The organism is Kitasatospora sp. NPDC048662 (assembly GCF_055587065.1).
Map to the genome: position 1 here is coordinate 1 of NZ_JBVJHA010000007.1, position 13,180 is coordinate 13,180.

12 protein-coding genes and 1 rRNA gene are annotated in these 13,180 nt (G+C 71.6%); 10 read left to right on the forward strand and 3 right to left on the reverse strand.

Going from position 1 to position 13,180, the window contains the following annotated elements; genetic code table 11:
* The 5 genes from rrf to ACZ6R9_RS20305 all read left to right on the forward strand — a co-directional run.
* Positions 1–91: ribosomal RNA gene (rrf, locus tag ACZ6R9_RS20285) — 5S ribosomal RNA — on the forward strand; the annotation flags it as partial.
* A 119-nt stretch (positions 92–210) separates the two neighbouring features.
* Positions 211–1,005 (forward strand): SigE family RNA polymerase sigma factor, encoded by a 795-nt coding sequence (locus tag ACZ6R9_RS20290; RefSeq protein WP_465539407.1) that lies wholly within the window; start codon positions 211–213, stop codon positions 1,003–1,005.
* A 730-nt stretch (positions 1,006–1,735) separates the two neighbouring features.
* Positions 1,736–2,131, forward strand: a complete 396-nt coding sequence (locus ACZ6R9_RS20295) for a hypothetical protein (RefSeq protein WP_465539409.1) — start codon at positions 1,736–1,738, stop codon at positions 2,129–2,131.
* A gap of 351 nt (positions 2,132–2,482) precedes the next feature.
* Complete coding sequence (locus ACZ6R9_RS20300) at positions 2,483–3,334, forward strand: ABC transporter ATP-binding protein (RefSeq protein ID WP_465539755.1); 852 nt, start codon at positions 2,483–2,485, stop codon at positions 3,332–3,334.
* 8 nt (positions 3,335–3,342) lie between these two features.
* Positions 3,343–4,008 (forward strand): ABC transporter ATP-binding protein, encoded by a 666-nt coding sequence (locus tag ACZ6R9_RS20305; RefSeq protein WP_380483477.1) that lies wholly within the window; start codon positions 3,343–3,345, stop codon positions 4,006–4,008.
* 12 nt (positions 4,009–4,020) lie between these two features.
* On the opposite strand, the gene ACZ6R9_RS20310 is transcribed toward ACZ6R9_RS20305, so the two are convergent.
* A complete protein-coding gene (locus tag ACZ6R9_RS20310) occupies positions 4,021–4,848 on the reverse strand; it encodes a patatin-like phospholipase family protein (RefSeq protein WP_465539411.1) in 828 nt (275 codons plus the stop codon).
* Positions 4,849–4,976: 128 nt separating this feature from the next.
* On the opposite strand from ACZ6R9_RS20310, the gene ACZ6R9_RS20315 reads away from it, so the two are divergent.
* From ACZ6R9_RS20315 to ACZ6R9_RS20330, 4 genes are read left to right on the forward strand one after another with little or no spacing between them, the layout of a single operon-like run.
* Positions 4,977–7,538, forward strand: a complete 2,562-nt coding sequence (locus ACZ6R9_RS20315) for an ATP-binding protein (RefSeq protein ID WP_465539413.1) — start codon at positions 4,977–4,979, stop codon at positions 7,536–7,538.
* Complete coding sequence (locus ACZ6R9_RS20320; RefSeq protein ID WP_380483453.1) at positions 7,535–8,215, forward strand: response regulator; 681 nt, start codon at positions 7,535–7,537, stop codon at positions 8,213–8,215. The genes ACZ6R9_RS20315 and ACZ6R9_RS20320 overlap by 4 nt, the downstream gene beginning before the upstream one ends.
* Before the next feature lie 55 nt (positions 8,216–8,270).
* A complete protein-coding gene (locus ACZ6R9_RS20325; RefSeq protein WP_073812423.1) occupies positions 8,271–8,681 on the forward strand; it encodes an OB-fold nucleic acid binding domain-containing protein in 411 nt (136 codons plus the stop codon).
* Positions 8,678–9,403, forward strand: coding sequence for a DUF3159 domain-containing protein (locus ACZ6R9_RS20330; RefSeq protein WP_380483451.1), 726 nt, complete (start codon positions 8,678–8,680; stop codon positions 9,401–9,403). The genes ACZ6R9_RS20325 and ACZ6R9_RS20330 overlap by 4 nt, the downstream gene beginning before the upstream one ends.
* Positions 9,404–9,452: 49 nt before the next feature.
* Here the strand turns inward: ACZ6R9_RS20330 and ACZ6R9_RS20335 are convergent, their stop codons facing one another.
* Both ACZ6R9_RS20335 and ACZ6R9_RS20340 read right to left on the reverse strand, forming a co-directional pair.
* Positions 9,453–10,109: a potassium channel family protein gene (locus ACZ6R9_RS20335; protein ID WP_380483449.1), complete on the reverse strand. Its 657-nt coding sequence runs from the start codon at positions 10,107–10,109 to the stop codon at positions 9,453–9,455.
* A complete protein-coding gene (locus ACZ6R9_RS20340; RefSeq protein WP_380483447.1) occupies positions 10,109–10,777 on the reverse strand; it encodes a potassium channel family protein in 669 nt (222 codons plus the stop codon). The genes ACZ6R9_RS20335 and ACZ6R9_RS20340 overlap by 1 nt, the downstream gene beginning before the upstream one ends.
* 246 nt (positions 10,778–11,023) lie before the next feature.
* Between ACZ6R9_RS20340 and ACZ6R9_RS20345 the strand changes: the two genes are divergently transcribed.
* Positions 11,024–13,075, forward strand: a complete 2,052-nt coding sequence (locus ACZ6R9_RS20345; RefSeq protein WP_380483475.1) for an APC family permease — start codon at positions 11,024–11,026, stop codon at positions 13,073–13,075.
* Positions 13,076–13,180 lie beyond the last annotated feature (105 nt).

Below are 13,180 nucleotides of genomic sequence, written 5' to 3' on the forward strand. Positions count from 1 at the left end.
GCCCGGTTACATTCCGAACCCGGAAGCTAAGCCTCACAGCGCCGATGGTACTGCAGGGGGGACCCTGTGGGAGAGTAGGACGCCGCCGAACAATTATTCTGGAAAGGGCTCCAGCCATTTGGCTGGGGCCCTTTCTGCATTTCCGGGAGGATTCCCGAAGACTGCATGGCCTGTTGCCGGGTGGTTCGGTGCACGGCACACTGTGGCGTCATGGTCGTGGAGCAGGGCGAGGGGGCCGGTGGCAGAGCCGGCCGGGGCGGCGACGACTTTCGGGTGTTCTACGAGGCCGCGTACGGTCAGCTGGTGGCGCACTTGTATGCGCTGACGGGCGATCTGGGTGAGGCGCAGGACGCCGCCCAGGAGGCGTTCGTCCGGGCGTGGAACCACTGGGGGCGGCTGGTGTCGCACGAGAATCCGGTGGCGTGGGTGCGGCTGACGGGGCAGCGGATCGCGATCAGTCGGTGGCGGCGGGCGCGGACGGCGTTGCAGAGCTGGATTCGGCACGGGGACGCGAATCTGCCGGTTCCGGGGCCTGGGCCGGAGACCGTGGCGCTGGTGGAGGCGTTGCGGCAGTTGCCGGAGGCGCAGCGGTCGGCGTTGGTGTGGCATCACATGGGGGGTCGTTCGGTGGCGGAGATTGCCGCGGACGAGGGGGTGCCGGTGGGGACGGTCAAAGCGCGGCGGTCGGCGTTGGTGTGGCATCACATGGGGGGTCGTTCGGTGGCGGAGATTGCCGCGGACGAGGGGGTGCCGGTGGGGACGGTCAAAGCGCGGTTGCATCGGGGGCGGCAGGCGTTGGCGGCGTTGTTGGGGGAAGAGCCGGCGGCGGTCGTGGAGGAGCCGACGGTCGCGCCGCTGCGATCGGCTCCGGCGCCTGCCACGGGTGAACGGGCAGCAGGGGAAGCGGAGTTGACGGGCGGCGGCGGTGGCGGGGAGCCGGTGCAGGTGACGGAAACTCAGGGGACTCAGGTGCGGGTGGCGGAAGACTGCGGTTCGCATGTCTAGGCCCGAGGCGGAGACGGCGAGGGCCACGGGGGTTGTGGGGGCGGAGGACCGTCCGGCGATCGGGGCGGCTCGGCTGGAGACCATGTTCGACGGGCTGCGGCGGGAGGTGGTGCTTGCCGTGCCCGTGCCGCCGAGTGCGGAGGTGGTGCGTCGTGGGGTGAGGCGGCGTCGGCGTCGGGTGGGAGCGATGGCAGGTGCGGGGGTGCTGGGCGTCGCGGTGCTGTGGTCCGCGGCGGCGATGGTGCCCGGGCCGGTGGGGCACGGGGTGGCGGCGCATCCGGTGCCTCCGACGGCTGCGGCGCCTGCCCCGAAGGTCGAAGTGCCGTTGCCGGAGCCGCAGTTGCCGTTGCTGCCGTCGCCGAACTGGGTGCTGGAGTGGGCATCGCTGGAGTCGGCCGACCCGATGGCGCGGGCGCTGGTGCTGGACGTGTCGAGGCTGCCGAGTGTGTTGGGCGGGTACGGCCCGTGGACGGCACTGCCGGCTGTGGACCCGGCGGCAGCCGGTCCGTCCGGGGGCGCGTCCCCGAGTGGTCCGACCACGCCCGGTCCCACCACGAGCGGGCCCACGACAACCGGTCCGACCACGAGCGCCGATCCGACCGCCACCAACAGCGCCTCCCCGAGCGGAAGCCCATCAAGCAGTCCATCAGGCAGTTCATCAGACAGCCCGTCAAGCAGCCCGTCGCGATCGGGCGGTCTGGACGCGTACGCGGACGGGTGCGTGTCGCGGGTGGTCGGTACGTCGGGCGCCGAGCAGTTGTGGGGCCAGCGGTATGTGGATGCCGGCCACCCGGAGGCGTCGGCGCAGCAGATCGTGATGCGGTTCGGTTCGCCGCTGGAGGCGGAGCACCAGGCGTCCCGGCTGTTGGTGGGCGGGGAGTGCGTGAGCTCGGGGGCGGGCTGGGCGGTGGAGCAGCAGGTCGGTGCGGTGGTGGCGTTGGGTGTGCGGCAGCCGGTGGCGTACGCGGAGGAGGTGGCGGTGCACATCAGCGGGACGATGGTGGCGGTGTTGACGGTGCGTCGCGGTGGGCGGGGGGTGGTGCCGGCGGCGGGGTTGTCGGATCCGTTCCGGGAGTCGGCGCTGGAGTTCCTGCGGTTGCGCGCGCCCGGGCCGGGGGAGGGCTGAGGCCCGCGTCGGAGCTCAATCAGGCGGTGCCCGAAGGGTTTTGAAGAAAGTCCGCGCACCGGTGCAACCGGTCCGCTCCGGGCCGCGTTGGTGTGGTGAGGCCGCTGCCGATCGGGGTGGTGGCCCGCGGGGGTACGCCCGGTTGGGCGGTCGGGGCAGAACAGGGGACTGCCCCGGCTGTCCGGCCGGGTGTCGGCCCGGAGCGCAGGCCGTGGTGAGCCGCGGGTTCGACGGTCGGAGGGGAACGCGGTGGGGGCTGAGGCGGTGGGGGTGCCGGTCGTGGCGGAGCCCGAGGGGCTGGCGGAGCTGCGCAGGCGCGCGGCCGCGGCGGGGCCGCCGCCGGCCGAGGGCATGGTGGTGTGCGAGAACCTGGTGCGGATCCACCGTTCCGAGGGCGTCGAGGTGCAGGCCCTGCAGGGGCTCGATCTGACGGTCGAGGACGGCGAGTTGATCGCGGTGGTGGGCGCGTCGGGTTCGGGGAAGTCGACGTTGCTGGGGATCCTCGCGGGGCTGGACGTGCCGACGGCGGGCAGTGCCCGGGTGGCGGGGAACGATCTGCTGGCGATGGACAAGAAGGAGCGGTTGGCGTTCCGGCGCCGCACGGTGGGGTTCGTCTGGCAGCAGACGGCGCGGAATCTGCTGCCGTATCTGACGGCGGTGGAGAACGTGATGCTGCCGATGGGGTACGCGGGGGTGCCGCGGCGCGAGCGGCAGCGGCTGGCGGCGGACTTGTTGGGGATGTTGGGGATCGGGCATCTGGCGGGGCGTCGGCCGGCGGAGATGTCGGGTGGTGAGCAGCAGCGGGTGGCGATCGCGGTGGCGAACGCGAACTCGCCGGCGCTGCTGCTGGCGGACGAGCCGACGGGTGAGCTGGACAGTGCGACCAGCGAGGAGATCTTCGCGGCGCTGCGGTCGGTGAACGAGGAGTTGGGGGTGACGGTGCTGATCGTCACTCACGATCGGATGGTGGCGCAGGAGGTGCGGCGTACTGTGCGGATCCGCAACGGTCGGACATCGACGGAGGTGCTGCGTCCGGAGCGGGGTGAGCCTGGGGTGGAGTACGCGGTGCTGGACCGGGTGGGCCGGTTGCAGTTGCCGCAGGATTTCACGGAGGCGTTGGGGCTGAGCCGTCGGGTGCGGCTGGCGTTGGAGGAGGACCACATCAGGGTGTGGCGCGCGGAGGGTTCGGAGGTACGCGGGTGAGTGGCGCGATGGTGGTCGTGGAGGACGTGCACCGGACGTTCGGTGCGGGCGACCGGGCGGTGCATGCGGTGCGCGGGGTGTCGTTCACGGTGAGGGCCGGGGAGTTGACGGCGCTGCGGGGCCGGTCGGGGTCGGGGAAGACGACGCTGTTGAACCTGGTGGGTGGTCTGGACACGCCGTCGGCGGGGCGGATCAGCATCGCGGGGATGGACCTGTCGGGTCTGGACGAGTCGGGCCGGTTGGCGCTGCGTCGGGACCGGATCGGTTTCGTGTTCCAGTCGTTCGGGCTGATCTCGGTGCTGACGGCGGCGGAGAACGTCGGGGTGCCGATGCGGTTGCGCCGGGTGGCGGTGAAGGAGCGCGAGGAGCGGGTGCGGACGCTGCTGGCGCTGGTGGGCCTGGCCGACCACGCGGCGCAGCGGCCGACGGAGCTGTCGGGTGGTCAGCAGCAGCGGGTGGCGGTGGCACGGGCGTTGGCGAACGAGCCGGCGCTGTTGATCGCGGACGAGCCGACCGGGCAGCTGGATTCGGACACCGGTCTGGCGATCATGGAGCTGCTGCGGGCGGTGGTGCGCAGCGAGGGCGTGACGGCGCTGGTGGCGACGCACGACCCGCAGCTCATGGACCTGGCGGACCGGGTGCTGGAGCTGCGGGACGGCAAGATCGTCGAATAGCCGCCGGGAACCTCAGGTCCAGAGCTTGCGGACCTGGTCGGCGACCTGCCGGGCCTGGGCCCGGCCGGCTTCGGCGGCGGGTGCGCGGACGGTGGTGTCGAGCGGGTTGACGCCGAAGGAGGCGAGCGCGTCCTCGTCGGGGGTGATGGCGAGGGCAGTGCCGCCGGCCCGGAGGGTCTCCAGTTCGACGGGGAGGTTGGGGTCGGGCATCGGGGCGATGACCAGGACGGTCTGCTGGCCGGTCATCAGGTCGGCGTTGGTGCAGGTGCGGATGCCGCCGTCCATGTAGCGGTGGCCGTCGATTTCGACGGTGGGCCAGATGCCGGGGATGGCACAGCTGGCGGCGACGGCGTCGACCAGGGGGACGCCGCTGTGGCGGTCGAAGGTGCGGGGTCCGCCGGTGTCGGCGTCCACGGCGGTGAGGGTGAGCGGCCGGCTGGGCCAGTCGTGGACGGGGAGGCGGTCGGCGATGACGGCGCGCCGGTCGGCGGCGGGGACGGTGTCGGTGTCCAGGGCGAGGCGGCCGATGCGGCGGCGCAGTTCGGCGGGGTCGGTGATTTCGGCCTGCAGCACGGCGAGGGCTTCGAGGAGCGTGCCGAGGGTTTCGAGGGGCGGGACGATCTCGTGGTTCTGCCGCGCGGGGTCGGTCTGTCGCAGGTGGAGTTCGGCGAGCGGTAAGCCGGAGGCGAGTTGGCCGGCGACGGTGGCACCGGCGGAGGTGCCGAGGATGTGGTCGGCGGTGCCGGGGAGGTCGAGGCCGGCTTCGGCGAGGCCGTGGAGCAGTCCGGTGGTCCAGGAGATGCCGGCGAGTCCGCCGCCGCCGAGTACGAGTCCGCGCATGGTGGTTTCCTTCGGGTCGATCTTTCCGTTCGACATTTTGGCGCAACGACCGTCAAGAAATTGACAATTCTTCAGTCAAACCACTCTGATCAGCGGATATTCAGATTGCAGGGCTTAACCTCAAGGGCATGGTGCACACAGGCCGCGGCCGGCTGCGGATCTACCTCGGGGCGGCCCCGGGTGTCGGCAAGACGTACGCCATGCTCGCCGAGGCGCACCGGCGCCTGGGGCGCGGCGCGGACGTGGTGATCGGCTTCGTGGAGACCCACGGACGGGTGCACACCGCCGAACTGCTGGACGGACTGGAGACCGTCCCGCGCCGCACCCTGACCCACCGCGGCGCCGAGTTCACCGAACTCGACCTGGACGCGGTGCTGGCCCGCGACCCGGCGGTGGTGCTGATCGACGAGCTCGCCCACACCAATGTCCCCGGCTCGCGGTACACCAAGCGCTGGCAGGACGTCGAGGAGCTGCTGGCGGCCGGGATCGACGTCATCTCCACCGTCAACATCCAGCACCTGGAGTCGCTCGGCGACGTGGTCGAGGGCATCACGGGCATCCGCCAGCGGGAGACCGTCCCGGACGAGGTGGTGCGGCGCGCCGACCAGATCGAGCTGGTCGACATGGCACCGCAGGCACTGCGCCGCCGCCTGGCGCACGGCAACGTGTACGCGCCGGAGAAGGTGGACGCGGCGCTCGCCCACTACTTCCGGCTCGGCAACCTGACGGCGCTGCGCGAACTGGCGCTGCTGTGGACGGCGGACCGGGTCGACGAGTACCTGCAGCGGTACCGGGCCGAGCAGGGCATCCAGGGCACCTGGCAGGCCCGGGAGCGGATCGTGGTCGGCCTGACCGGCGGCCCGGAGGGCGCCACCCTGATCCGCCGAGCCGCCAGGATCGCGGCCCGGGCCAGCGCCGGCGAACTGCTGGCGGTGCACATCTCGCGCTCCGACGGACTGTCGGGGTCCTCGCCGCAGACGCTGATCGAGCAGCGCGCGCTGGTGGAGAGCCTCGGCGGCAGCTTCCACTCGGTGCTCGGCGACGACCCGGCGGCCGGGCTGCTGGACTTCGCGCGCGGCGTCAACGCCACCCAGATCGTGATCGGCACCAGCCGCCGCAAGGTCTGGCAGTACATCTACGGGCCGGGCGTCGGCCTCACGGTGACCCGGGACTCCGGCGACATCGACGTCCACATGGTCAACCACGAGCACGCGGCGCGCGGCCGGGGCCGGATCCCGATCCGCAAGGTCACCGACCTGGGCCGGACCCGGACGATCGCGGGCTGGCTGATCGGCGTGGCCGGGCCGCCGCTGCTGGCGCTGGTGCTGAGCCGGTTCCACGGGCAGGGACTCTCCACCGACATGCTGCTGTTCCTGTCGCTGACGGTGTGCGCGGCGCTGGTCGGCGGGCTGTACCCGGCGATCGCCTCGGCGCTGGTCGGATCGACGGCGCTCAACTACTACTTCGCGCCCCCCATTCACACCTTCACCATCGCCGAGCCGCAGAACATCCTGGCGGTGGCGATCTTCACCACGGTCGGCATCGCGGTCGCCACCGTGGTCGACCTGGCCGCCCGGCGCAGCCACCAGGCGGCCCGCGCCCAGGCCGAGGCACAGACCCTGTCCGCGCTGGCCGGCACCGTGCTGCGCGGAGCCCCCACCGGCGAGGGGGTACTGACGGCGCTGCTGGAACAGGTCCGGGAGACCTTCCAGCAGGACGCCGTGGCGCTGGTCGAACGTGCCGACCCGCACTCCGCCTGGCACGCCGCCGCCTCGGTCGGCCCGCGCCCGCCGGCCGGGCCCGAGCAGGCGGACGTGGACGTGCCGGTCGGCGAACGCCTCGCCCTGGTGCTGCGCGGCCGGGTGCTGCCCGCCGCGGACCGGCGGATGCTCGGCGCCTTCGCCAACCAGGCCGCCGTCCTGCTGGAGCGCCGCCGACTGGCCGGCGAGGCCGCCGCCGCCCGCCGCGAGGCCGAGGGCAACCGGATCCGCACCGCGCTGCTCGCCGCCGTCTCGCACGACCTGCGCACCCCGCTGGCCGGGATCAAGGCCGCCGTCACCTCACTGCGCGCCGAGGACGTCGAATGGGACCCGGAGGACGAGGCCGAACTGCTGGCCGGCATCGAGTCCGGCGCGGACCGCCTCGACCACCTGATCAACAACCTGCTCGACATGAGCCGCCTGCAGACCGGCACCGTCACCCCGCTGGTGCAGCCCACCGATCTGGACGAGGTGGTGCCGTTCGCGCTCGGCGGCGTCCCGCCGGGCAGCGTCCGGCTGGACGTGGCGGAGTCGCTGCCGATGGTGCGCGCCGACGCCGGGCTGCTGGAGCGGGTGCTGGCCAACCTGGTGGAGAACGCCGTCAAGTACGGCCCGTCCGGCAGCCCGGTGCTGGTCAAGGCGGACCTGCTGCCGCGCGACGGCCGGGTCGAGCTGCGCGTCGTCGACCGCGGCCCGGGCGTCCCGGAGGAGGCCCGGGAGCGGATCTTCGCCCCGTTCCAGCGCTACGGCGACGCCCCGCGCGGCACCGGGGTCGGCCTCGGCCTGGCGGTGGCGCGCGGCTTCACCGAGGCGATGGGCGGCTCCGTCATCGCCGAGGACACTCCCGGCGGCGGGCTGACCATGGTGGTCTCGCTGCCCGCCGTCGATCTGCACGACCATCCTGACAACGGAAAGGCCGGTCCCGCATGACCCGGGTCCTCGTGGTGGACGACGAACCCCAGATCGTCCGCGCCCTGGTGATCAACCTCAAGGCCCGCAAGTACGAGGTCGATTCCGCGCACGACGGCGCGAGCGCCCTGGAACTGGCCGCCGCCCGCCACCCCGACGTGGTGGTGCTCGACCTCGGCCTGCCCGACATGGACGGCGTCGAGGTGATCCGCGGCCTGCGTGGCTGGACCCGGGTGCCGATCATCGTGCTGTCCGCCCGGCACGCCTCCGACGAGAAGGTCGAGGCGCTGGACGCCGGCGCCGACGACTACGTCACCAAGCCGTTCGGCATGGACGAGCTGCTGGCCCGGATGCGGGCCGCGGTGCGCCGTGCCGAGCCGGTCACCGCCGAGGGCGAGCCGGTGGTCGCCACCGAGTCGTTCACCGTCGACCTGGCCGCCAAGAAGGTCAACCGTCAGGGCGCCGACGTCCGGCTCACCCCCACCGAGTGGCACCTGCTGGAGGTGCTGGTGCGCAACTCCGGGCGGCTGGTCAGCCAGACCCAGCTGCTGCAGGAGGTGTGGGGCCCGGCCTACCGCAAGGAGACCAACTACCTGCGGGTCTACCTGGCACAGCTGCGCCGCAAGCTGGAGGCCGACCCGTCGCACCCCCGGCACTTCATCACCGAACCGGGCATGGGCTACCGCTTCGAGCCGTGACCGGGCCCACCTGTGGCTCTGCCATCGGGCAGGGGTGAACCGGTACCCTTCCGGCATGAGTGGTGACAACATCGGCGACCAGCCGCAGGGCCGTTTCCGCCGCATGCTGAGTCGGCTGACGTCCTCCTCGGAGGAGTTGGCCGCCCAGGAACTGCGGCAGGACACCGCCGAGGCGGGCTGCACCCCGATCGCCGCCTGCGGCGACCGTGAGATCGTCACCGTGGCCGGAACGCTGCGGACCGTCACGCTGCGCCCCCGCGCGGGTGTGCCCGCGCTGGAGGCCGAGCTGTTCGACGGCACGGAGGCGCTGGACGTGGTGTGGCTGGGCCGTCGCTCGATCGTGGGAATCGAGCCGGGCCGCCGACTGATCGCCAGCGGCCGGATCGGCCATGCACGCGGGCGCCGCGTGCTCTTCAACCCCCGCTACGAGCTGCGTCCGGTGGGACACGGGAGCGAGTCCGCGTGAGCAACGAGGCCGAGGCGGTCCGGGTGACCACCCACGACCCGCAGGGCGACGAGCAGGGCAGCGTGCATGAGCGGGACGCCTCCAAGGAGGCGGCCGAGACGGTGCTGAAGGCGTTCGGCGGGATCCGCGGCATGGTCGACATGACGCTGCCCGGCCTGGTGTTCATCATCGCCTTCAACATCACCCACAAGGTGCCGGTGGCCGCCTGGTCGGCGCTGGCCCTGTGCGCGGTGTTCGTGGTGGTCCGGCTGGCCCGCCGGGAGACCATCCAGCACGCCTTCTCCGGCGTGTTCGGCGTGGCGATCGGCGCCTGGATCTCGATGAAGACCGGCAAGGCCGAGGACTTCTACCTGCCGGGCCTGCTGTGGAACGTCGGCTACTGCGTGGCGCTGGCGGTCTCCGCGCTGGTGCGCTGGCCGATGATCGGACTGATGCTGGGCCCGATCACCGGCGAGATGTTCACCTGGCGCAAGCAGAACCCGGGCCGGCTGGCCGCCTACACCCGGGCGACCTGGGCCTGGGTGCTGATCATGGGCCTGAAGCCGGCGATCCTGTTCCCGCTGTACTTCACCCACAACGTCAACCTGCTGGGCTGGCTGAAGGTCGCCCTCGGCATTCCGCCGATGCTGCTGGCGATGTACGTGACCTGGCAGATCCTGCTGAAGGCGCCGCCGCCGATCAAGGCCGAGCTGCCCGAGGACGAAGAGGAACCCCGGAAGTGAGCGAAGGGCCCGCGCGATGCGCGGGCCCTTCGCCGTACGGCGGGACGGATCAGCCGGCGAGCAGCGTCTCCAGCTCCTCCTCGCGCTCCTGGGCGGCGACGAACAGCAGCTCGTCACCGGCCTCCAGGGTGTCGCTGCCACCGGGGACCAGCACCCGGCCGCCCCGGATGATGGTGACCAGCGCGGTGTCCACCGGCCAGGCCACGTCCGAGACCCGCGTCCCGACCAGGCCGGCGTCGGCGGCCAGGGTGAGCTCGACCAGGTTGGCGTTGCCCTGCGAGAAGCGCATCAGCCGGACCAGGTCGCCGACGCTGACGGCCTCCTCGACCAGTGCCGACATCAGGCGCGGGGTGGAGACGGCGACGTCCACGCCCCAGGACTCGTTGTACAGCCACTCGTTCTTCGGGTTGTTCACCCGGGCGACCACCCGGGGCACCCCGTACTCGGTCTTGGCGAGCAGCGAGACGACCAGGTTGACCTTGTCGTCACCGGTGGCGGCGATCACCACGTGGCAGCGCTGCAGGGCGGCCTCGTCCAGCGAGGTGATCTCGCAGGCGTCGGCGAGCAGCCACTCCGCCAGCGGGACCCGCTCCACCGAGATGGAGTTCGGGTTCTTGTCGATCAGCAGGACCTCGTGGCCGTTCTCCAACAGCTCTCCGGCGATGGAACGGCCGACGGCACCGGCTCCGGCGATTGCGACGCGCATCAGTGACCAGCCTCCTCGGGGCCCTTGGCGAAGGCCGCCTCGACCGCGGTCAGTTCGTTGCGGCGCAGCATCACGTGCACCAGGTCGCCTTCCTGCACCACCATCTGCGGGGTGGGCAGCACGCCCTCGCCGACCCGGGTGACGAACGCCACCCGGACACCGGCGGAGGCCTCCAGCTCGGACAGGCGGTGGCCTATCCAGGCGGGGGCGAACGCCACCTCGGCGAGCTGCACGGCGCCCGACGGGTCCTGCCAGACCGGCTCGGCGCCGCTGGGCAGCAGCCGGCGCAGCATCTGGTCGGCCGTCCAGCGGACGGTCGCGACGGTCGGGATGCCCAGGCGCTGGTAGACCTCGGCGCGGCGCGGGTCGTAGATGCGGGCCGCGACGTGCTCGACGCCGAAGTTCTCGCGGGCCACCCGGGCCGCGATGATGTTCGAGTTGTCACCGCTGGAGACGGCGGCGAAGGCGCCCGCCTCCTCGATGCCGGCTTCCCTCAGGGTGTCCTGGTCGAAGCCGACACCGGTGACCCGGCGGCCGTTGAAGCCCGCGCCGAGCCGACGGAAGGCGGTCGGGTCCTGGTCGATCACCGCGACCGAGTGGCCTTGTTTCTCAAGCGTTCTGGCGAGGGCGGAGCCCACGCGCCCGCAACCCATGATGACGATGTGCACGCGACTACCTCACCCGATCCGTTGGGGTCATGACCTGCGTAAACACCGCTCATCGTCCTTCCGTGCCCCCGATTGAGGGGGCCAATTGTCGGCCGCGCCTGTGATCCGACGCGAGGGGCAACGAGGTGTTGCCCGCTAACCCTTAATCCGACACGCTAGCCGGTCCGCCGAACACAGTCGCGACCAAGGTGGCCCCCGTGCGGCGTCGGCTGCCAGTGCGAGCCTTTACGATTCCTTGCTGTGCCTATGCCTGCTGACCTACCGAAACGCATCCTGATCGGGCGTGCGCTGCGCAGCGACAAGCTGGGGGAGACGCTGCTCCCCAAGCGCATCGCGCTGCCGGTGTTCGCCTCGGACGCCCTGTCCTCCGTGGCGTACGCGCCCGAGGAGATCCTGCTCACGCTGTCGCTGGCCGGCGCCGGGGCGATCCACTTCTCCTGGCAGATCGGTGTCGTGGTCGCCATCGTGATGCTCGCGGTGGTCGCCTCGTACCGGCAGAACGTCCACGCGTACCCCAGCGGCGGCGGCGACTACGAGGTCGCCACCGTCAACCACGGGCCGAACTCCGGCCTGGTGGTGGCGAGTGCGCTGATGGTCGACTACATCCTGACCGTGGCGGTGTCCACCACCTCGGGCGTGGCCAACGTGGTGTCGGCGGTGCCGGCGTTGCGCGGGCACGAGATGGCGCTGTCGGTCACCCTGGTCATCCTGCTGATGGGCATGAACCTGCGCGGTGTCCGCGAGTCCGGGTCCGCCTTCGCGATCCCGACGTACGCGTTCATGGTGGGCGTGCTCGGCATGGTGGTCTACGGCATGGTGCGGCACTTCGGGTTCGACGCGGCGCTGCCCGCGGAGAGCTCGGCGTTCCACCTGGAGGCGACGCCCGGGAACGGGGCGCTGGGCGGGTTCGCGCTGGTGTTCCTGCTGCTGAAGGCGTTCTCCTCGGGCTGTGCGGCGCTGACCGGTGTGGAGGCGATCTCCAACGGCGTGCCGGCCTTCCGCAAGCCGAAGAGCAAGAACGCGGCGACCACGCTGCTGATGATGGCCAGCATCGCTGTGACGATGTTCATGGGCATCATCTACCTGGCGCACCTGACCGGGACGCAGATGGCCGAGAACCCGGCCGAGCAGCTGATCGGCGCGCCGGAGAACTACCACCAGAAGACCGTGCTGGCGCAGATCTCCGAGGCGGTGTTCTCCAACTTCACCCCGGGCTTCTACTTCGTCGCCGGCACCACCGGCCTGATCCTGGTGCTGGCCGCGAACACCGCGTTCAACGGCTTCCCGGTGCTCGGCTCGATCCTCGCCCAGGACCGCTACCTGCCGCGGCAGCTGCACACCCGCGGCGACCGGCTGGCGTTCTCCAACGGCATCGTGCTGCTCGCCGGTGCGGCCATCCTGTTCATCGTGGCGTTCGGCGCCGACCCGAACCGGCTGATCCAGCTGTACATCGTCGGCGTGTTCGTGGCGTTCAACATGAGCCAGTCGGGCATGATCCGGCACTGGACCCGGCTGCTGAAGACCGAGACCGACCCGAAGAAGCGCGCCCGCATGCAGCGCAGCCGGGCGATCAACACCTTCGGCCTGGTGATGACCATGGCCGTGCTGATCGTGGTGCTCGCCACCAAGATCGGCCACGCCTGGATCGCGATCGCGCTGATGGTGGTGCTGTTCGTGATGATGAAGGCGATCCGCCGCCACTACGACAGCGTCAACTCCGAGCTGAAGGCCGCCGAGGAGCCCGAGGACGTCGCCCCGCCGACCCGGGTGCACGCCGTCGTCCTGGTCTCCAAGCTGCACAAGCCGGCGCTGCGCGCCCTCGCGTACGCCCAGCTGTCCCGGGCACACATCCTGGAGGCCGTCACCGTCAACGTGGACCCGGCCGACACCGTGGCGCTGCGCCAGGAATGGGACGAACGCGGCATCGACGTGCCGCTGAAGGTCCTCGACTCGCCGTACCGGGAGATCACCGGCCCGGTGCTGGACTACGTCAAGAACCTGCGCCGCGACAGCCCGCGCGACGTGGTCGCGGTCTACATCCCCGAGTACGTGGTCGGCCACTGGTACGAGCACCTGCTGCACAACCAGAGCGCGCTGCGGCTCAAGGGACGTCTGCTGTTCAAGCCCGGTGTGATGGTGACGTCCGTACCCTGGCAGTTGGAGTCCTCGGAACGGCGCAAGGCGCCCAAGGCGTGGTCCGCGCCCGGCGCGGTGCGCCGCGGCGAGCCCCGCCCGCAGGCCGGGCGGGCCACCGGGGAGTCCTCGGGCGGCAAGGACGAAGCCGCGCCGCGCGACTGAGCGGCGCAGCCCGTCCGGCCTCCTGATGGCCTTCAATGGGCCCGTGGCGGATCGTTCCCGGTCTGCCACGGGCCGCCGTTGTTCTCCACCGTCCGTCCCGTCCGT